The 18,043-nt window shown below is 67.8% G+C and carries 30 protein-coding genes and 1 tRNA gene; 27 read left to right on the top strand and 4 right to left on the bottom strand.

The genetic code is table 11. From position 1 onward, the window contains the following. Window positions 1-11: 11 nt before the first annotated feature. Window positions 12-812, top strand: coding sequence for an orotidine-5'-phosphate decarboxylase (gene pyrF / locus IEX91_RS01950; protein ID WP_188876804.1), 801 nt, complete (start codon window positions 12-14; stop codon window positions 810-812). 115 nt (window positions 813-927) lie between these two features. On the opposite strand, the gene IEX91_RS01955 is transcribed toward pyrF, so the two are convergent. Then, window positions 928-1,110 (bottom strand): hypothetical protein, encoded by a 183-nt coding sequence (locus tag IEX91_RS01955; RefSeq protein ID WP_188876805.1) that lies wholly within the window; start codon window positions 1,108-1,110, stop codon window positions 928-930. Window positions 1,111-1,270: 160 nt separating this feature from the next. Here IEX91_RS01955 and IEX91_RS01960 point away from each other — a divergent pair, with 160 nt between their 5' ends. Next, window positions 1,271-2,869 carry a GTPBP1 family GTP-binding protein gene (locus IEX91_RS01960; RefSeq protein WP_188876806.1) on the top strand — a complete coding sequence of 533 codons (1,599 nt, stop codon included), beginning with the start codon at window positions 1,271-1,273 and terminating at the stop codon, window positions 2,867-2,869. Window positions 2,870-2,896: 27 nt separating this feature from the next. Here IEX91_RS01960 and mch read toward each other — a convergent pair whose 3' ends face one another. Further along, window positions 2,897-3,832, bottom strand: coding sequence for a methenyltetrahydromethanopterin cyclohydrolase (mch, locus tag IEX91_RS01965; RefSeq protein ID WP_188876807.1), 936 nt, complete (start codon window positions 3,830-3,832; stop codon window positions 2,897-2,899). An 85-nt stretch (window positions 3,833-3,917) separates the two neighbouring features. On the opposite strand from mch, the gene IEX91_RS01970 reads away from it, so the two are divergent. Further along, the gene (locus IEX91_RS01970; RefSeq protein WP_188876809.1) at window positions 3,918-4,394 is read left to right on the top strand and encodes a DUF3237 domain-containing protein; all 477 of its coding nucleotides are present in this window, start codon (window positions 3,918-3,920) and stop codon (window positions 4,392-4,394) included. Window positions 4,395-4,461: 67 nt separating this feature from the next. On the opposite strand, the gene IEX91_RS01975 is transcribed toward IEX91_RS01970, so the two are convergent. Next, complete coding sequence (locus tag IEX91_RS01975; protein ID WP_188876810.1) at window positions 4,462-4,776, bottom strand: MTH1187 family thiamine-binding protein; 315 nt, start codon at window positions 4,774-4,776, stop codon at window positions 4,462-4,464. 193 nt (window positions 4,777-4,969) lie between these two features. Further along, window positions 4,970-5,040, bottom strand: a tRNA-Gly gene (locus tag IEX91_RS01980). 211 nt (window positions 5,041-5,251) lie between these two features. Between IEX91_RS01980 and IEX91_RS01985 the strand changes: the two genes are divergently transcribed. The 24 genes from IEX91_RS01985 to IEX91_RS02100 are packed head-to-tail and all read left to right on the top strand — an operon-like array spanning window position 5,252 to window position 18,042. Next, window positions 5,252-6,103 (top strand): putative RNA uridine N3 methyltransferase, encoded by an 852-nt coding sequence (locus tag IEX91_RS01985; protein ID WP_188876811.1) that lies wholly within the window; start codon window positions 5,252-5,254, stop codon window positions 6,101-6,103. Window positions 6,104-6,107: 4 nt separating this feature from the next. Then, window positions 6,108-7,127 carry a 50S ribosomal protein L3 gene (locus tag IEX91_RS01990; protein ID WP_188876812.1) on the top strand — a complete coding sequence of 340 codons (1,020 nt, stop codon included), beginning with the start codon at window positions 6,108-6,110 and terminating at the stop codon, window positions 7,125-7,127. 3 nt (window positions 7,128-7,130) lie between these two features. Further along, the gene (rpl4p, locus tag IEX91_RS01995) at window positions 7,131-7,883 is read left to right on the top strand and encodes a 50S ribosomal protein L4 (protein WP_188876813.1); all 753 of its coding nucleotides are present in this window, start codon (window positions 7,131-7,133) and stop codon (window positions 7,881-7,883) included. Further along, the gene (locus IEX91_RS02000; protein ID WP_188876814.1) at window positions 7,880-8,134 is read left to right on the top strand and encodes a 50S ribosomal protein L23; all 255 of its coding nucleotides are present in this window, start codon (window positions 7,880-7,882) and stop codon (window positions 8,132-8,134) included. The genes rpl4p and IEX91_RS02000 overlap by 4 nt, the downstream gene beginning before the upstream one ends. 2 nt (window positions 8,135-8,136) lie before the next feature. Next, window positions 8,137-8,853, top strand: coding sequence for a 50S ribosomal protein L2 (locus IEX91_RS02005; protein WP_188876815.1), 717 nt, complete (start codon window positions 8,137-8,139; stop codon window positions 8,851-8,853). Window positions 8,854-8,856: 3 nt separating this feature from the next. Further along, window positions 8,857-9,279: a 30S ribosomal protein S19 gene (locus IEX91_RS02010; protein WP_188876816.1), complete on the top strand. Its 423-nt coding sequence runs from the start codon at window positions 8,857-8,859 to the stop codon at window positions 9,277-9,279. Window positions 9,280-9,282: 3 nt separating this feature from the next. Beyond that, window positions 9,283-9,741 (top strand): 50S ribosomal protein L22, encoded by a 459-nt coding sequence (locus tag IEX91_RS02015; protein WP_188876817.1) that lies wholly within the window; start codon window positions 9,283-9,285, stop codon window positions 9,739-9,741. A gap of 1 nt (window position 9,742) precedes the next feature. Beyond that, window positions 9,743-10,717 (top strand): 30S ribosomal protein S3, encoded by a 975-nt coding sequence (locus IEX91_RS02020; RefSeq protein ID WP_188876818.1) that lies wholly within the window; start codon window positions 9,743-9,745, stop codon window positions 10,715-10,717. Continuing rightward, complete coding sequence (rpmC, locus tag IEX91_RS02025) at window positions 10,717-10,926, top strand: 50S ribosomal protein L29 (RefSeq protein WP_188876819.1); 210 nt, start codon at window positions 10,717-10,719, stop codon at window positions 10,924-10,926. The genes IEX91_RS02020 and rpmC overlap by 1 nt, the downstream gene beginning before the upstream one ends. Further along, window positions 10,926-11,333 carry a ribonuclease P protein component 1 gene (locus IEX91_RS02030; RefSeq protein WP_245332938.1) on the top strand — a complete coding sequence of 136 codons (408 nt, stop codon included), beginning with the start codon at window positions 10,926-10,928 and terminating at the stop codon, window positions 11,331-11,333. Before rpmC ends, IEX91_RS02030 begins: the two co-directional genes overlap by 1 nt. After that, complete coding sequence (locus IEX91_RS02035; protein ID WP_188876820.1) at window positions 11,324-11,650, top strand: 30S ribosomal protein S17; 327 nt, start codon at window positions 11,324-11,326, stop codon at window positions 11,648-11,650. Before IEX91_RS02030 ends, IEX91_RS02035 begins: the two co-directional genes overlap by 10 nt. Next, window positions 11,650-12,048, top strand: coding sequence for a 50S ribosomal protein L14 (locus IEX91_RS02040; RefSeq protein WP_188876821.1), 399 nt, complete (start codon window positions 11,650-11,652; stop codon window positions 12,046-12,048). The genes IEX91_RS02035 and IEX91_RS02040 overlap by 1 nt, the downstream gene beginning before the upstream one ends. 1 nt (window position 12,049) lies before the next feature. Further along, window positions 12,050-12,406, top strand: a complete 357-nt coding sequence (gene rplX, locus IEX91_RS02045) for a 50S ribosomal protein L24 (RefSeq protein WP_188876822.1) — start codon at window positions 12,050-12,052, stop codon at window positions 12,404-12,406. Next, window positions 12,403-13,134: a 30S ribosomal protein S4e gene (locus IEX91_RS02050; protein WP_188876823.1), complete on the top strand. Its 732-nt coding sequence runs from the start codon at window positions 12,403-12,405 to the stop codon at window positions 13,132-13,134. Before rplX ends, IEX91_RS02050 begins: the two co-directional genes overlap by 4 nt. Beyond that, window positions 13,131-13,649 (top strand): 50S ribosomal protein L5, encoded by a 519-nt coding sequence (locus tag IEX91_RS02055; RefSeq protein WP_188876824.1) that lies wholly within the window; start codon window positions 13,131-13,133, stop codon window positions 13,647-13,649. The genes IEX91_RS02050 and IEX91_RS02055 overlap by 4 nt, the downstream gene beginning before the upstream one ends. Next, window positions 13,646-13,804: a 30S ribosomal protein S14 gene (locus IEX91_RS02060; protein ID WP_020220819.1), complete on the top strand. Its 159-nt coding sequence runs from the start codon at window positions 13,646-13,648 to the stop codon at window positions 13,802-13,804. The genes IEX91_RS02055 and IEX91_RS02060 overlap by 4 nt, the downstream gene beginning before the upstream one ends. A gap of 2 nt (window positions 13,805-13,806) precedes the next feature. Further along, the gene (locus IEX91_RS02065; protein ID WP_188876825.1) at window positions 13,807-14,199 is read left to right on the top strand and encodes a 30S ribosomal protein S8; all 393 of its coding nucleotides are present in this window, start codon (window positions 13,807-13,809) and stop codon (window positions 14,197-14,199) included. A gap of 2 nt (window positions 14,200-14,201) precedes the next feature. Further along, the gene (locus IEX91_RS02070) at window positions 14,202-14,738 is read left to right on the top strand and encodes a 50S ribosomal protein L6 (RefSeq protein WP_188876827.1); all 537 of its coding nucleotides are present in this window, start codon (window positions 14,202-14,204) and stop codon (window positions 14,736-14,738) included. 3 nt (window positions 14,739-14,741) lie between these two features. Next, window positions 14,742-15,455, top strand: a complete 714-nt coding sequence (locus tag IEX91_RS02075) for a 50S ribosomal protein L32e (protein ID WP_188876828.1) — start codon at window positions 14,742-14,744, stop codon at window positions 15,453-15,455. Then, window positions 15,448-15,897 (top strand): 50S ribosomal protein L19e, encoded by a 450-nt coding sequence (locus IEX91_RS02080; protein WP_188869155.1) that lies wholly within the window; start codon window positions 15,448-15,450, stop codon window positions 15,895-15,897. The genes IEX91_RS02075 and IEX91_RS02080 overlap by 8 nt, the downstream gene beginning before the upstream one ends. Then, complete coding sequence (locus IEX91_RS02085) at window positions 15,897-16,448, top strand: 50S ribosomal protein L18 (protein ID WP_188876829.1); 552 nt, start codon at window positions 15,897-15,899, stop codon at window positions 16,446-16,448. Before IEX91_RS02080 ends, IEX91_RS02085 begins: the two co-directional genes overlap by 1 nt. Window positions 16,449-16,451: 3 nt before the next feature. Beyond that, a complete protein-coding gene (locus IEX91_RS02090) occupies window positions 16,452-17,090 on the top strand; it encodes a 30S ribosomal protein S5 (protein ID WP_188876830.1) in 639 nt (212 codons plus the stop codon). Next, window positions 17,090-17,554, top strand: coding sequence for a 50S ribosomal protein L30 (gene rpmD, locus IEX91_RS02095; protein ID WP_188876831.1), 465 nt, complete (start codon window positions 17,090-17,092; stop codon window positions 17,552-17,554). The genes IEX91_RS02090 and rpmD overlap by 1 nt, the downstream gene beginning before the upstream one ends. Before the next feature lie 2 nt (window positions 17,555-17,556). After that, window positions 17,557-18,042 carry an uL15m family ribosomal protein gene (locus tag IEX91_RS02100; protein WP_188876832.1) on the top strand — a complete coding sequence of 162 codons (486 nt, stop codon included), beginning with the start codon at window positions 17,557-17,559 and terminating at the stop codon, window positions 18,040-18,042. The last annotated feature ends 1 nt before the right edge of the window (window position 18,043 follow it).

An 18,043-nucleotide genomic window follows, 5' to 3' on the forward strand; every position in this document is an offset into this window, starting at 1 on the left:
GCACCGACGCCATGGGCTTCTTCGAGGACCTCGCGGCGCGTATCGACTCGCGGGACACGATGGTCTGCGTCGGACTCGATCCCGATCCCGATCGCCTCCCCGACGAGGTTCGGGACGCCGCGTTGCCGCGCTGGCAGTTCAACCGTCGGATCATCGACGCCACGCACGAGTACGCGGCCGCGTACAAGCCGAACGCGGCCTTTTACGAGGGCGTTGACGGATGGCGCGCGCTCGCGGAGACGATCGCGTACGCCCACGGCAAGGACGTCCCGGTGATCCTCGACGCCAAGCGCGGCGACATCGGCAACACCGCCCGACAGTACGCGAAGGCGCTCGACCGGGCCGACGCGATCACGGTCAACCCCTACATGGGCCGCGACAGCCTCCAGCCGTTCCTCTCCCGGGAGGAGAAGGGGATCTTCGCCCTTTGTCGCACCTCGAACCCCGGCGGGAAGGACTTCCAGAACCTCGAACTCGCGTCGTACGACGAGTACCTCTACGAGCACGTCGCGCGGCGCATGGCCGAGTGGGACGAGCACGGAAACGTCGGCCTCGTCGTCGGCGCGACCCGCCCCGCGGAACTCGAACGCGTCCGGGAGCTCGCACCCGACCTGCCCTTCCTCGTGCCGGGCGTCGGCGCGCAGGGCGGCGACGCCGAGGCCGCGGTCGAACACGGCCGCACCGCCGACGGCGTCGGCGTCGTCAACTCCACGCGCGGGATCATCTTCGCGGGCGAGGACCGAGAGGACTGGGACCGCGCGGCCGGCGCGGCCGCCAAGCGACTCCGCGACCGACTGAACGAGTACCGCTGACGCCCGCTGGCGCGCCCGTCAGACACGTCGCTGCACGGTATCGCCGCACGCGACCGAATCGCACCGCCGTCGCCACGCTCGTGGGACCAGCCGCGCGCGACCGTCTCACCGCGCGCTATCGCGGTCCGGGAAAGCCGTTCTCGTCTCCCCCTCTCGATCGGCGTTCCTCCGCCGCACACTCCTCGCAGAGCCCGAGCCCCGGATCGTAGTGTGCCCGACAGACGACGGCCCCACAGCGCTCGCACGCGAACTGCGCCTCCGCGGCCTCGCAGATCTGACAGAGTCCGGTGACGCTCATACGGTCCCGCAGGCGACGACGATACATCAACCCGGGGGCCGGCGCGGGACGCGGACCGACGTCCGATCGACGACGGTTCTCCGTGAATACGGACGCCTCGGGTCGTCTCCGGAGTCTTCCCCGGGGAAGGCTTTTGTTAGGTGGTCACTAACACGCACCCATGAGCGTCGACCGATCCGTCCTGCATCGCGCGCTCGAACGCGGCGAGCAGGAGGGTGGGCACGTGGAGTTCAAAGAACGCCTCACGCGCGAGGTCCACCTCGCCGAGGGGCGACTGGAGAGCCTGGCCGCCCAGCTCCGTCACCGCGTCCTCTCCGGCGACGGCGAGGCGCAGTACGTCGTCGGCGTCACCGACGACGGCGGCATCGCCGGAATCGACCCCGAGGCCTTCTCGGAGACTCTCGACGTCCTCAGCCTCCTCGCCGAGGAGGCCAGCGCCCACATCGACGACGTCCAGACGTGGGGGACGGAGGGACGCGGGCTCGTCGGCGTCGCCACGGTCCGCGACGGCGGCCAGCTCACCGCCGACGACGATCACGTCATCGTCGGCACCGCCGGCCACGTCGACCACGGGAAGTCCACGCTCGTCGGCTCGCTCGTCACCGGCCGGGCCGACGACGGGGACGGCGACACCCGGAGCTTCCTCGACGTCCAACCCCACGAGGTCGAACGCGGCCTCTCCGCCGACCTCTCGTACGGCGTCTACGGCTTCGACGGCGACGGGCCGGTCCGCGTCGAGAACCCCCACCGGAAACACGAGCGCGCCGCCGTCGTCGAACGCGCCGACCGCGTCGTCTCCTTCGTCGACACGGTCGGTCACGAACCGTGGCTCCGCACGACGATCCGCGGCCTCGTCGGGCAGAAACTCGACTACGGCCTGCTCGTCGTCGCCGCCGACGACGGCCCGACCGATACGACGCGCGAACACCTCGGCGTCCTCCTCGCCACCGAACTCCCCACGATCGTCGCCATCACCAAGACCGACCTCGTGGACGACGCCCGGGTCGAGGAAGTCGAGCGCGACGTCGAACGACTCCTTCGCGACACCGGCCGGACCCCGCTTCCCGTCGAGCGCCACGGCGTCGACGCCGCCGTCGAGGAGACGGACGACGCCGTCGTCCCCATCGTCCGCACGAGCGCCGTCGGCGGCGACGGACTCGACGTTCTCGACGAACTGTTCGAGCGCCTCCCGAAGACCGCCGCGGCCGGCGGCGACTTCCGCATGTACGTCGATCGCTCGTACAGCGTCACCGGCGTCGGCGCCGTCGCCTCCGGGACGATCAAGTCGGGGACCATCGCGGCCGGCGACGAGCTCCTCCTCGGTCCCTTCAGCGACGGCTCCTTCCGCGAGGTCGAGGCCCGCAGCATCGAGATGCACTACCACCGCGTCGACAAGGCCGAGGCCGGTCGGATCGTCGGCATCGCGCTCGCCGGCGTCCGCGAGTCCGAACTCGAACGCGGCATGGTGCTCGTCCCGCGCGACGCCGACCCGACGCCGACGCGCGCCTTCGAGGCAGAGGTGATGGTCCTCAACCACCCCACGCGGATCGACGACGGCTACGAACCCGTCGTGCACCTCGAAACCGCGAGCGAGGCCGCGCGCTTCCACCCCGAGGGCGGCCAGCTCCTCCCCGGCGACACCGGGCGCGCGACGGTCGAGTTCAAATTCCGCCCCTATCTCGTCGAGACGGGCCAGCGCTTCGTCTTCCGCGAGGGTTCGAGCAAGGGCGTCGGCACCGTCACCGAACTCCTCGACTGACTCCGGGCACTCCGGGCGACCGCGCGGCTAGACCCCGAAGCTCTCGGCGAGGACGTCCTCGCTCGTTCTCCCGAGCGCGTACGTCGGTCCGCCGACGACGTTCACCGTCACCTGCGCGGGCCCGAAGACGCCCGCCGCGACCTCCGAGAAGTCCCACTCGACGTCGTCGAAGACCTCGCCGAGCGGTCGCTCGTACTCCTCGCTCGCCGTCGACGGCACGGCCTCGAACGCCGACGCGTCGTCCGTCTCCACCGTCATGTACACCTGTCCGCCGTACGCGAGCGCGTCCATCTCCCGAGCGATGGCCGTCGACTCGTCGCCCGCGACCGGTGCGACCGGCGCGCGACCGTTCACCGACCGGATCGATCGGGGATCGTACCCCGCCTCGAAGAGACGGAAGGTCGCCATCTCGGCCGCCCGCGCCGCCGCGGAGACGCTCCCCGAGATCGACCCCGCCGCGTACGTCGGGAGGTAGAGCCCGTCCGTGTTCACCTCCGCGCGATCCGCGATCACGCGCGCGACGCCCTCGTCCGGGAGGTCGTCCGACTCCAAGGTCAGCACGGAGAGGTCGAACGCGTCCGTGTAGCCGAGCTCACGGAACTCCGCCTCCTCGGCGACGAGCGCGCGCGCCGGCCCCGACCCCAGCGCTTCGAACCCGTCCACCGAGAGCTCCCACCCCGCCTTCTGCGAGCAGAGCAACGCGAGATCCGGACGATCGCACGCGAGTTCGACGTGCGTGAACGGGGCGCCCGCCACGTCCGCCATCCCCGTCTGTACCGTCGCCAACCCCGCCGTCTGTATCTCCGCGAGGAGGAGACCGGCCTCGATCCCGCCCGCGTGGTCGACGCCGAAGTCCAAGACCGTCGCGCCGTTCTCCAGGTCGAACGCCCCGACGTCGAGTTCGCCCGCGAACTCCACCGCCTCGTCGGCCAACTCGACCGCCATCCGGTTGATGCTCTCCATGCCCCCGCGTTCGGCCGTCCCGCGGTAAAACGTTTGCAGTGCACGCCGCCGATAGCTCCATACGCGCACGCGTCCGGGCATACGTATGGCTGACACGAGACGCGATCGGCCGCCCGAGCCGACCTTCGAACACGCCTTCGACGTCGAGGCCGAGATCGACCCCGCGATCGAGATCGGCGACACCGGCGACGGCCACCGTCGCATCATCCCCATCGCCGGCGGGACCGTCAGCGGCCGCGTCGAGGGCGAGGTGTTGGCCGCCGGCGCCGACTACCAGCTCTTCCGCGCCGACCGTCCGAGCACCCTCGTCGCAAAGTACGCCATCGAGACGACGGACGGCGATCGGATCTACGTCGAGAACGAGGGGATTCGGTTCGCGCCGCCCGAGGTCAGCGAGCGTATCCGCGACGGCCGCGACGTCGACCCGGACCAGGTCTACTTCCGATCGGTCCCCTCTTTCGAGACCGCCCCCGACCTCCAGTGGCTCACCCGCAGCGTCTTCGTCGCCACCGGCGTCCGGATGCCCGACGGCGTCCACCTCGCCGTCTACCGCGTCGCCTGACGGCCCCGACCGACCCACTCGGCTCGTCGCGATTTGAGGCGATTTCACCGTCGCCGTCCCGCGCCCGTCACTCCGTCCGACGCCGCGCCTCCCTCCCCAGCTCCCGCTCCACGTCCGCGACCTTCTCCGCGGCCGATTTGTCGGACGTCCGCTTGTCGTCGATCTTCAGGAACGTGCTCACCCGATCGCCCGGTACCGCCTCGTGGGCCGCCTCGACCGCGTCGAAGAGCGTCCCGACGTCGCCGGCCTCGATGGTCGTCCCCATCGGCGTCGTCTCGTAGGAGACGTCGAAGTCGTCCAGCGCCTCCACGGCTTTCGCCACGTCGGCCGCCATGCTCCCCTCTCGAACCGGTGCGACGCTCAGCAGTGCGATCACCGTCATAGCCGGAGGGACGACCGGCTACGTCTTTACTTTCACGCGTGTGCGAGCGTCGAACGCTACGCTCGGGGGTGTGGTGGAATCGGGATGCGGGGTCTCTGGGACGTACGTACGCCCTCGGCGCGCTTCGCTGAGCGCCCTAGTCGATCGACCGAGCGGCGTACTTCGCCGGAGATGGGTTCGGAGAAGACGGGGATGCACTGGCTGGGATTTGAACCCAGGTTGTGACCATGGCAAGGTCACGTGATACCACTACACTACCAGTGCGCGTCTGCAACTCATCCGAGGTGCCGGGTATAAAAAAGGCTTTCGAACCGGCGTCGCGCCCTCGTCGTGTTCGGACCGGTCGTGCCCCCTCCTAGCACACGTGTGCGGCAGTGAGACGGCTTCACGAGGCCGTACGCGTAACGACACCCTTTTTAGCGCCCCGTCGGTAGTGGAGTCACAGTCTCGTGACGAGACGTGGACGCGAACAGGCATGACACGCAGCGTACTCGTGCCGTCGTCCATCTGCCGGGAAGCCGAGGACAAACGCGAGGCGACTCGCAAGCTCGGCTACGTGGCCCGCGCGGCCGCGGTCTTCCGGGCGGATCGCCTCGTGGTCTTTCCGGACCCCGAGGGGGAACGCCGCTGGGGCGTCGGGTTCGTCGAAACGGTGTTGCGGTACGCCGCGACACCACCCTACCTCCGAAAGGAGGCCTTCGACACCCGCGACGAACTGGAGTACGCCGGCGTCCTGCCGCCGCTCCGCCTCTCGTCATGGACCGGCTCCGAATCGAGCGGTTCGGGGTCGCATCGAGAAGGGATCGTGACCCAGGTCGGATCTGAAGGGCGCGTTCGGGTCAATTGCGGAATGCAACACCCGATCTCCCTCCACCTCCCCGACGGTATGGAGGTTTCGGAGGGGGAGCGCGTGACCATCAGGGTATCTTCGCGACGACCGGTCCGAGCGAAGATCGCCTCGGAGGCCCCACCGGGCTTCCAGGTCTTCACTCGGGCCATCGGGAACGAACTCGACCGTCCGGACGCCGGCGTCCGGGTCGCCACGTCACGCTTCGGGGTGCCAGTCGGCGCCGCGAACGTGGGCGACCTGGCTCGGCGCGTCCACGAAGACGGACTGACCGTGGCGTTCGGCTCGCCCGAACGCGGGCTTCCGCCCATGCTCGGCCTCACCGCCGAGGCGGTCAGCGAGTTCGACCCCGCCCAGTCCACCCGCGCACCCGGGGGGTTCGACACCTGGCTCAACACCATCCCCGACCAAGGTAGCGAGGTCGTGCGAACCGAAGAAGCGATGTTCGCCTCACTCGCATGCCTGACGCTCACGGAGTGATACGATGCCACAACCAAATCGACCACGCAAAGGCTCTCTGGGGTTCGGTCCCCGTAAGCGCGCGGCGAGCGAAGTCCCGCGCTTCAACAGCTGGCCCGACGACGACGGCCAGCCCGGACTTCAGGGATTCGCCGGGTACAAGGCAGGCATGAGTCACGTCGTGATGGTGGACGATAAGTCCAACTCTCCCACCGAGGGAATGGAGACGACCGTCCCCGTCACCGTCGTCGAAACACCCACGATGCGCGCCGCCGCGGTGCGGGCGTACGAGGACACGCCGTACGGCAAGAAGCCGATCACGGAAGTCTGGTCCGAGGACCTCGACGCGGACCTCGACCGGACCCTCGACGTCCCCTCCGAGGGCGCGCGCGGCGATTACGGCGCCATCGAGGAGCTCGTGGAGAACGGTGCGGTCGACGACCTCCGCGTCGTCACCCACACCGTTCCCGCGGGCCTCAGCGGCGTCCCGAAGAAGAAGCCAGACGTCATGGAGACGCGCGTCGGCGGCGGCTCGATCGACGAGCGCGCCGACTTCGCGCTCGAACTCCTCTCTGAGGGCGGCGAGCACGAGTTCGGTGACGTCTTCCGCGCCGGCGAGTTCCTCGACGCCTCCGGCGTCACCAAGGGCAAGGGCACCCAGGGCCCCGTCAAGCGCTGGGGCGTCCAGAAACGCAAGGGCAAGCACAAGCGCCAGGGCTGGCGGCGCCGCATCGGGAACCTCGGTCCGTGGAACCCCTCCCGGGTTCGCTCGACGGTTCCCCAGCAGGGCCAGACCGGCTACCACCAGCGCACCGAACTCAACAAGCGCCTCGTCGACTTCGGCGACGGCGACGACGAGGCCGTCGACGCCGCGGGCGGATTCCCGAACTACGGGGACGTCTCCGGCTCGTACGCCCTCATCAAGGGTTCGCTGCCCGGCCCCGAGAAGCGCCTCCTGCGCTTCCGCCCGGCCATCCGACCCAACGAATCGCCGCGCCTCGACCCCGAGGTGCGCTACGTGAGCACCGCGTCGAACCAGGGCTAAATTATGCAGGCAACAGTCCGTGGCCTCGATGGCGACGACGCCGGCTCCGTCGACCTCCCGGAGGTCTTCGAGACGGCGTACCGCCCCGACCTCATCCGTCGGGCGGTCCTCGCCGCACAGGCCAATCGAAAACAGCAGTACGGCGCTGACGAGTACGCGGGTCTGCGAACCCCCGCCGAATCCATGGGCAGCGGACGCGGTATGGCCCACGTCCCGCAGACGAACGGACGTGGCGCGCGTGTCCCGCAGACCGTGGGCGGCCGGAAGGCGCACCCGCCGAAAGCAGAGAAAGACCAGGGCAAGACGGTCAACAAAAAGGAGCGCAAGCTCGCCGTCCGGTCCGCCATCGCGGCGACGACCGACGCCGAGCTCGTCGCAGAGCGCGGTCACGAGTTCGACGACGACCTCGAACTCCCGCTCGTCGTCTCGGACGACTTCGAGGACCTCGTGAAGACGAAGGAGGTCGTCTCCTTCCTCGAGGCCGTCGGCGCACACGACGACGTCGAGCGCGCGGACGACGGGAAGACCGTCCGCGCCGGGCAGGGCAAGCTCCGCGGTCGCAAGTACCGCGAGCCCAGCTCCGTCCTCTTCGTCACGTCGAGCGAGACCGGTCCGTCGAAGGCCGCCCGCAACCTCGCGGGGGTCGACGTCGCGACCGCCGCCGAAGTGAACGCCGAGGACCTCGCGCCCGGCGCCCACGCCGGCCGGCTCACCGTCTGGACCGAGAGCGCGCTCTCGGAGGTGGCCGAGCGATGAGCGGTATCATCGAATATCCACTCGTCACGGAGAAGGCGATGGACGACATGGACTTCGGTAACAAGCTCCAGTTCATCGTCGACGTCGACGCGACGAAGACCGACGTCAGCGAGGAGATCTCCTCGCAGTACGACGTCACGGTCGAGTCCGTCAACACGCAGGTGACGATGGACGGGACGAAGAAGGCCATCGTCAAGCTGTCCGAGGAGGACGACGCGCAGGACGTCGCCTCCCGGATCGGGGTGTTCTAACAATGGGACGCAGGATTCAAGGTCAGCGACGTGGCCGCGGGACGAGCACGTTCCGCGCGCCGTCGCACCGATACAAGGCGGAACTGTCGCACAAGAAGCCCGAGGGCGACGTGCTCTCCGGCGAGGTCGTCGACATCGAGCACGACCCCGCGCGGAGCGCCCCCGTCGCTCGCGTCGAGTTCGACGACGGCGATCAGCGCCTCGTCCTCGCCGCCGAGGGCGTCGGCGTCGGCGACACGCTCGAGGTCGGTATCTCGGCGTCCGTCGAGCCCGGTAACACGCTCCCGCTCGCCGAGATCCCCGAAGGGGTCCCCGTGAGCAACGTCGAGCACCAGCCCGGCGACGGCGGGAAGTTCGCGCGCGCCTCCGGCGTCAACGCGGACCTCGTCACGCACGAGCGCGACGCCGCGGTCGTGCAGCTCCCGAGCGGTGAGGTCAAGCGCCTCTCTCCGGACTGTCGCGCCACCATCGGCGTCGTCGCCGGCGGCGGTCGGACGGAGAAGCCGTTCGTGAAGGCCGGCAACAAGCACCACAAGATGAAGGCCCGCGGGACGAAGTGGCCGCGCGTCCGTGGTGTAGCGATGAACGCCGTCGACCACCCGTTCGGTGGCGGCGGCCGCCAGCACCCCGGTCGCCCGAAGAGCGTCTCGAAGAACGCACCGCCCGGACGGAAGGTCGGGGACATCGGCTCCCGACGCACCGGCCGTGGAGGGAACTAACGCATGAGTACGGAATACCGCACCGGCCGCGAGGGTGAGTTCACCTACCGCGGCTACGAGCTTGACGAACTCCAGGACATGGATCTGGAGGACGTCGCGGAACTGCTCCCCGCGCGACAGCGGCGAACCATCACCCGTGGCCTCTCCGAGGAGCACGAGAAGGTCCTCGAGAAGGCACGAGCGCGCGACGCCGAGGAGACGGCGAACAACCCGATCCGCACGCACCTCCGTGACATGCCCGTCCTCCCCGAGTTCGTCGGGCTGACCTTCGCGGTCTACGACGGACAGGAGTTCGGGCGCGTCGAGGTGCAACCGGAGATGATCGGTCACTACCTCGGCGAGTTCGAGCTGACGCGTAGCTCGGTCGAACACGGGCAGGCGGGTATCGGCGCGACCCGCTCCTCGAAGTTCGTGCCGCTCAAATAACCCATGGGAATCAGCTACAGCGTGGACGCCGACCCGGAGACCACCGCGAAGGGGATGCTCCGCGAGCGGCCGATCAGCCTGAAGCACAGCAAGGCCATCGCCCGCGAGATCAAAGGCGAGACGGTCGCGGACGCCGAGGAGTACCTCACCGCGGTGCTGAACGAGGAGAAGTCGGTGCCGTTCAAACAGCACAACACCGGCGTCGGACACCGCTCCGACATCGAGGGCTGGGACGCCGGCCGCTATCCGGAGAAGGCGACGAAGGACTTCCAGAAGCTCCTGACGAACGTCTCGAACAACGCCGAACAGCAGGGCTTCGAGCCCGCTGCGATGGTCATCACGCACGTCGCCGCCCACAAGGTCGGCGAGACGCAGGGTCGCAAGCCCCGTGCGATGGGTCGCGCGACGGCGTGGAACAGCCCGCAGGTGGACGTCGAACTCATCATCGAGGAGGCAGAATAACATGGCAGACGAACTCGAATTCATCGAAGAGGGGCTTCAGCGCTCCCAGATCGACGAGTTCTTCAAAGAGGAACTCGCCCGCGCCGGCTACGGCGGCATGGACGTCGCCCACACGCCGATGGGAACGCAGATCGTTCTCATGGCGGAGAAGCCCGGGATGGTCATCGGGAAGGGCGGGAAGAACATCCGGAAGATCACGACGCAACTCGAGGAGCGCTTCGACCTGGACGATCCGCAGATCGACGTCCAGGAAGTCGACGAGCCCGACCTGAACGCACAGATCGTCGCGGACCGACTCGCGAACGCCCTCGAACGAGGGTGGTACTTCCGCAAGGCCGGTCACACGACCATCGACCGCATCATGGACGCGGGCGCCCTCGGCGCCGAGATCGTCCTGAGCGGGAAGGTCACCGGCAACCGCGGCCGCGTCGAGAAGTTCAACCGCGGCTACATCAAGCACAACGGCGAGCCCGCCGAGTCCATCGTGGACCACGGGCAGGGCGTCGCCGTGATGAAGCTCGGTACCATCGGCGTGGACGTCAAGATCATCCCGCCGGGAGCCGAGTTGCCCGACGACTTCGAGATCGACGAGGACGCCGACATCGAGGACCTCATTGTCGATGAGGAGGAAATCGAGGGCGAAGGCGTCGAGGAGCTCCTCGAAGGCGAGGAGCCCGCGGACGTCGAGGCAGGCGGTCCCGAGGGCGAGGCCCCCGGCGAGGACGCCCTCACCGAGGCCGACGACGACACCGCCCAGGAGGAGATCCTCGAGGAGGCCGTCGAGTCCGAGGAGGGCGCGAGCCCGACCTCGCCGTCGGACTCCGAGGAGGCCGTCGAGGAGGCCCTCGACGAGCTCGAGGAGGAAGTCGAGCCCGAGGACTTCGACGAGGTCGAAGCCGACGTCGAGGAGGAGGCCGACGCGCTCCTCGAAGAGATGGACGAAGCCGAGTCCGAAGACGAGGAGGGTGAGGACTGATGGCGATTCTCCACACCCAGGAGATCCGCGACATGACGCCCGCCGAGCGCGAGGCCGAGCTCGAAGAGCTCGAGACCGAACTGCTTAACGAGAAGGCCGTGAAGGCCGCCGGTGGGGCGCCGGAGAACCCGGGCCGTATCGGCGAGCTCCGGCGGACGGTCGCGCGGATCAAGACGATCCAGCGCGAAGAAGGCGACCTCGAGGAATAATGACGCTGACGCCCGAGACGCTCCCGCGACACGAGCTCGTCGGCCTCCCGGTACGGGTCGTCGACTCGCCCGACCGTTCGCAGGTCGGAATCGCCGGACGGGTCGTCTCGGAGACGACCAACACCCTCGTGATAGAGGTTGTCTCGGGCACCAAGCGCGTTCCGAAAGGTGGAAGAAGGTTCGAGTTCCGACTCATAGATGAAGCCGCGGCCCGCGCTCGGAGCGCATCCGACGCCGCGCCGGCACCGAGCCGACGCGACCGCAAGGGGGCCGGGACCGCGTCCCAACCCGACTCGTGCGGCGGCACGACGGGCGAGGACGCGGCCTACGTTACGGTGGATGGCGACATACTGCTCTCACGGCCCGCACTACGCTCCGAAAACGGAGTCGAATCACAATGGCGATAGGACTGAACGTAGACGCGCCCGAAGGCGACTGTGCCGACGATGACTGCCCGTTCCACGGCAGTCTGTCCGTTCGCGGACAGGTCATCGAAGGCGAAGTCGCTTCTACGGCAATGGACAAGACCGTCGTCGTCGAACGTGAATACGACGTATTCGTCCCGAAGTACGACCGCTACATGAAGCGTCGTTCTCGGGTTCCGGCACACGCGCCGGAGTGCTTCGATATCACAGAAGGCGACACGGTACGCATCGCAGAGACACGACCGCTCTCGAAGACCAAATCCCACGTGGTCGTCGAGCTCACGGAGGGTGAGAACTGATGGAAGCAATCAAAGCAGACGTCACACCCGGACTGGAGAAGGGTTCCCTCATCACGTGCGCCGACAACACGGGCGCACGCGAGCTCAAGATCACGTCCGTCTCCGGCTACCAGGGGACGATCAACCGACACCCCAAGGCGGGGATCGGTGACAAGATCACCGTCTCGGTGACGAAAGGGACGCCCGAGATGCGCCGGCAGGTGCTGGAGGCCGTCGTGGTCCGCCAGCGTAAGCCGATCCGGCGCCCCGACGGCACGCGCGTGAAGTTCGAGGACAACGCCGCGGTCATCATCGACGACCTCGGCGAACCTCGCGGGACCGAGATCAAGGGTCCCATCACGCGGGAGGTCGCGGAGCGGTACGGCAGCATCGCGAGCACCGCGACGATGATCGTATAACATGACTGAACAACCACACAAACAGCGCACCCGCACGGAGAACGCGGCGCTCCACGAGCGCCAAAAGCAGGTCCGCGCGCACCTCTCGGAGGACCTCCGCGAGGAGTACGGCCAGCGGTACGTCCGCGTCAACGCGGGCGACACGGTCGAGGTCATGCGCGGCGACTTCGCCGGCGAAGAAAGCGAGGTCACCAACGTCGACCTCAAGGACGCCGCCGTCCACGTGGACGGCGTGACCGTCGAGGCCGCGGACGGCGAGGAGGTTCCCCGGGCGCTCGACGCCTCGAACCTCCGCGTCACGGACCTCGATCTCTCCGACGACGTGCGCCAAACCCGACTGGAGGGTGACAACGAATGAGCAACCACCAGAAACGACTCTCCGTACCGAAGTCGTGGCCCGTTGAGCGGAAAACGGCCACGTTCACGGCGAAGGCAGGCGCTGGCCCGCACGGCGAGGCCGGCGTCCCGCTCGTCGTCGTCCTTCGGGACGTCCTCGGCTACGTCGACACGACGAAGGAAGCGAAGTACGCCGCGCACCACGATGGCGTTCTCGTCAACGGCGACACCGTCGGTGACGTGACTCAGCCCGTCGGGATGTTCGACATCCTGGGCTTCCCGGAGCGCGACGAGTACTACCGCGTCTTCCCCGACGAGGGCGGACGCCTCTCCCTGACCGAGATCCCGGCCGCCGACGCGGACGGCAAGCTCGCGAAGGTCACGAACAAGACGCTGGTCCCGGGCGGCGATGTCCAGCTCAACCTCCACAACGGTCACAACCTGGTCGTCGAGGAGGACGAGTACAGCGGTAACGACAGCATCGTCGTCGACCTCGACAACGACGACGTGCTCGCGCACTTCCCGTACGCGGAGGGCGCGCTCGTCACGGCCGTCTCCGGACAGCACGCCGGCGAAGTCGGCGAGATCACCGAGATCACCGTCTCGCCCGGCAGCTCGAGCAACACGGTCGAAGTCGAGACCGACGCGGGCTCCTTCGAAACCGTCGAGGAGTACGTCTTCGTCATCGACGAGCAGTTCGTCGACGACGAGGCCGCCGCGGAGTCCGAACCGGAGGGTGACGACGAATGAGCGAAGCCGAATTCCACGAGATGCGCGAGCCCACCATCGAGAAGGCCGTCGTCCACATGGGCGTCGGTCAGGGTGGCCGCGAACTCCAGAACGCCGAGGAGATCCTCGAGGAGATCACCGGACAGGAGTCCGTGCGCACGACGGCCAAGCGCACGGAGCCCGAGTTCGGGATCCGCGAGGGCGACCCGATCGGCGCGAAGGTCACGCTCCGCGGCGACGATGCCGCGGAGTTCCTGACGCGCGCGTTCGACGCCGTCTCGCTGAGTCGGAACCAGTTCGACGACACGGGGAACGTCTCCTTCGGCATCGAGGAGCACACTGACTTCCCGAGCCAGGAATACGACCCGAACATCGGCATCTTCGGGCTGGACGTGACGGTCAACCTCGTCCGTCCGGGCTACCGCGTCTCCAAGCGGGACAAGCGGAGCCAGCCGATCCCCGAGAACCACCGCCTCGACACCGAGGACGCGATCTCCTTCCTCGAGGCGAACTTCGACGTGGAGGTCACGCAATGAGCGAAGCAGCACACGAGCACGAGGAGACGGGCCAGACCCACGAGTGTCGCCGATGCGGTCGCAATCAGGGCCTCGTCGGGAAGTACGACGTCTGGCTGTGTCGACAGTGCTTCCGAGAGATCGCCCGCTCGATGGGCTTCAAGAAGTACAGCTAACAATGACAGGGAAAGACCCACTCTCCGACGCCCTCTCCGGTCTCGACAACGCCGAGAGCGTCGGACACCTCAACCACACGATATCGACCGCCTCCAACACCATCGGGTCCGTCCTCGAGGTCTTCTACGACCGCGGGTACATCGACGGCTTCGAGTTCGTCGACGACGGAAAGGGTGGCCAGTTCGAGGTCGAACTAAAGGGTGCCATCAACGAGTGCGGCCCCGTCAACCCGCGGTACTCCGTGGGTGCCGACGAGTTCGAGCAGTGGGAGAAGCGCTATCTCCCGGCTCGTGACTACGGGACGCTCATCGTGACGACCAGCCACGGCATCATGAGCCACTACGAGGCCCGCGAGGAGGGCATCGGTGGCCAGGTCATCGCTTACGTCTACTAACAATGACGCGAACAGAACTCGAGATCCCCGACGACGTCGACGCCGAAGTCGACCACCTGGAGCTGACCGTCGAGGGGCCAAACGGCTCCGTCACGCGGCGGCTCTGGTACCCCGACGTACGCGTCTCCGTCGACGACGGTGCCGTCGTCATCGAGGCGGAGTCGGAGGACGCGAAGACGAACGCCACGGTCGGGACGTTCGAGAGCCACATTACGAACATGTTCCACGGCGTGACCGAGGGCTGGGAGTACCGGATGCAAGTCCACTACTCTCACTTCCCGATGCAGGTCACCGTGGAAGATGACGAAGTGGTCATCGAGAACTTCCTCGGCGAGAAGGCGCCCCGGCGCGCGGAGATCCGCGGCGACACGGACGTGCAGATCGACGGCGAAGAGCTGACCCTCTCGGGCTCCGACAAGGAGTCCGTCGGGCAGACCGCCGCCGACATCGAGCAGCTCACCCGTGTCACCGACAAGGACACCCGCGTGTTCCAGGACGGCGTCTACATCGTCGAGAAACCGACGAAAGGAGGTGCCTGATAGATGGCAGACGACGAACCCCAGGAACTGGAAGACATCAGCGGCGTCGGCGCGAGCAAGGCCGAAGCGCTGCGTGAGGCCGGCTACGAGACGGTCGAGGACGTGAAGGCAGCGAGCCAGGACGACCTCGCGGAAGTAGACGGCGTCGGCAACGCGCTCGCGGCCCGCATCAAGGCAGACGTCGGCGGTCTCGAAGTCTCCGAGGAGACCGAGACCGAAGTCGAGGAGGAAGCGCCCGAGGCCGAGGCGGCCGAGGAGGAGACGGAAGCGGAGACGGAACTCCGCCCGCGCGGTCACGCCGACAAGACGCCGGAGCTCGACGACGAGGCCGAACGCCTCCTCGACGAGCGCCGCCGCGTCGGCAAGCCGCAGTTCAACCGACAGGACTACCACAAGAAAAAGCGGACCCCGACCTCGTGGCGCAAGCCCCGCGGCACGCTCTCGAAGCAGCGCCGCGGCATCAAGGGGAAGGGCCCGAAGGTCGAAGCCGGCTTCCGCACGCCGAAGGCGGTGCGCGGCAAACACCCGAGCGGCTTCGAGGAGGTCCGCGTCCACAACGCGGACGACCTCGACGGCGTCGACCCGGACACCGAGGCCGTCCGCATCGCCTCGAAGGTCGGTGCGCGAAAGCGCGAGACCATCGAGGAGCAGGCCGAGGAAGCGGGCATCCGCGTCCTCAACCCGACCTACATCGAAGTGGAGGTCGACAATGAGTGATCTGAGCGCACAGAAACGACTGGCCGCCGACGTCCTCGACGTCGGGAAGAACCGCGTCTGGTTCGACCCGGACGCCCAGGGCGAGATCGCGGACGCCATCACGCGCGAGGATATCCGCGAACTCGTCGACGAGGGCACGATCCGGGCCGAGACCAAGCAGGGCAACTCCCGTGGTCGCGCGCGCGAACGAGACGCGAAGCGTGCGTACGGTCACCGGAAGGGACCGGGCACGCGCCGCGGCAAGGCGGGCGCCCGCCAGAACGAGAAGGACGAGTGGAAGAGCAGCATCCGCGCACAGCGCCGCGAGCTCCGTGAGCTCCGCGACAGCGGCGAACTCACCCCCGCCCAGTACCGTGAACTCTACAACATGGCGAAGGGCGGCGAGTTCGATAGCGTGAGCCGGCTGCACAACTACATCGCGGAACACTACGGTGAGCAATAATGGCTAGCGGCCCACGATACAAAGTCCCGATGCGCCGGCGCCGCGAGGTCCGGACGGATTACCACCAGAGGTTGCGCCTCCTCAAGTCGGGCAAGCCCCGGCTTGTCGCTCGAAAGAGCAACAACAACGTCACGGCGCAGCTGATCGCGACCGGCCCCGACGGCGACGAGACGCTCGCGAGTGCACAGGCGACAGACCTCGAGGAATACGGCTGGGAAGCGCCGACCGGGAACCTCCCGTCGGCGTACCTGACCGGCTACCTCGCGGGCGTTCGCGCCCGAGAAGCGGGTCTCGACGAGGCCGTCCTCGACATCGGTCTGAACACCGCGACCCGCGGGTCGAAGGTGTTCGCCGTGCAGGAGGGCGCGATCGACGCAGGCCTCGACATCCCGCACAACGAGGACGTCTTCGCCGACTGGCAGCGCACGCGCGGCGAGCACATCGCGGACTACGCAGCACAGCTCGACGAGCCGCTCTACAGCGGCGAGTTCGACGCCACAGAACTCCCCGAGCACTTCGATGACGTGCTCGAATCCATTCAGGAGGACTAACCAATGAGCTACAACGACAGCTGGCAGCCCCAGACCCGACTCGGCCGCCGCGTGCAGGAGGGCGAGATCGAGTCGATGTCGGCGGCGCTGAACACCGGGCTCCCGCTGAAGGAGCCCGAAGTCGTCGACAACCTCCTCCCGGGGCTCGACGACGAGGTACTGGACATCAACATGGTCCAGCGGATGACGGACTCCGGCCGCCGGGTGAAGTTCCGGTGCGTCGTCGCGGTCGGTAACCGCGACGGCTTCGTCGGGTACGCCGAGGGTCGAGACGACCAGGTCGGCGGCGCCATCCAGAAGGCCATCGAGGTCGCGAAACTGAACATCATCGACGTCTCTCGCGGCTGTGGGTCGTGGGAGTGTGGCTGTGGGCGTCCGCACACGGTCGCGCTCAAGACGACCGGCAAGGCCGGGAGCGTCGAAGTCGATCTGATTCCCGCCCCGCGCGGCCTCGGTCTCGCGGGCGGTGAGACGGTCCGGCACGTCCTCGAACTCGCCGGTATCGAGGACGTCTGGACGAAGTCCGCCGGGAAGACCCGGACGACGGTGAACTTCGCGAAGGCGACGTTCAACGCCCTCCAGAACACGGCGGAGGCCCGCATCCCCGAGCGCACCCGCGAGAAGCGCGAGGTGATCGAGTGATGCAGGCCGTCGTCCAACTCCGCGGTGAGGTCGACATGCGTTCGAGCGTCGAGGACACCCTCTCGATGCTGAACCTCCACCGCGTCAACCACGCGACTCTCGTCCCGGAGACCGACGCGTACGACGGGATGATCGCGAAGGTCAACGACTACGTCGCGTACGGCGAACCGTCCCTGGAGACGGTGAAAGCCCTCATCGCGAAGCGCGCCGAGCCCCTCGAGGGCGACGCGGACGTCGACGACGAGTGGGTCGCCGAGAACACCGACTACGACGACGTCGACGATCTCGCGCGCGCGCTCTACAACGAGAACACGACGCTGCGCGAGGCGGGGCTCTCCCCCGTCGTCCGACTCCACCCGCCGCGCGGCGGCCACCAGGGCATCAAGCAGCCCCAGTCCGAGGGCGGACAGCTCGGTAAGCAGTCGACCGAGGAAGTCGACGAACTCCTCGAGAGGATGCGATAACAATGACGAGCAAGAAACGACGCCAGCGCGGCACGCGCACGCACGGTGGCGGCTCGCACAAGAACCGACGCGGTGCCGGTCACCGTGGCGGACGCGGTCGCGCTGGCCGCGACAAGCACGAGTTCCACAACTACGAACCGATCGGGAAGAGCGGCTTCAAGCGTCCCGAGAAGGCGAAGCTCGACGTCGCCGAAATCACGGTCCGCGAGCTCGACGAGGACATCGCGCTCCACGTCGCCGACGGCCTCGCCGAGGAGACCGACAACGGCTACCGAATCGACGTCCGTGACGTCGTCGAGGACGGCCACGAGGTCGACGCGGTGAAGGTCCTCGGGTCCGGGCAGGTCTACAACCAGCTCGAAGTCGTCGCCGACGCGTTCAGCGACGCTGCCGTCGACCTCCTTGAGGCCGAGGGCGGTGAGGCGGTCCTGACCGAGCGCGGTGAGGAACTCGACAGCGACGACGAGATCGACGAGAGCGAGGACTGAT

Origin of the sequence: Halarchaeum nitratireducens, from assembly GCF_014647155.1 — an archaeon.
Lineage (GTDB): Archaea > Halobacteriota > Halobacteria > Halobacteriales > Halobacteriaceae > Halarchaeum > Halarchaeum nitratireducens.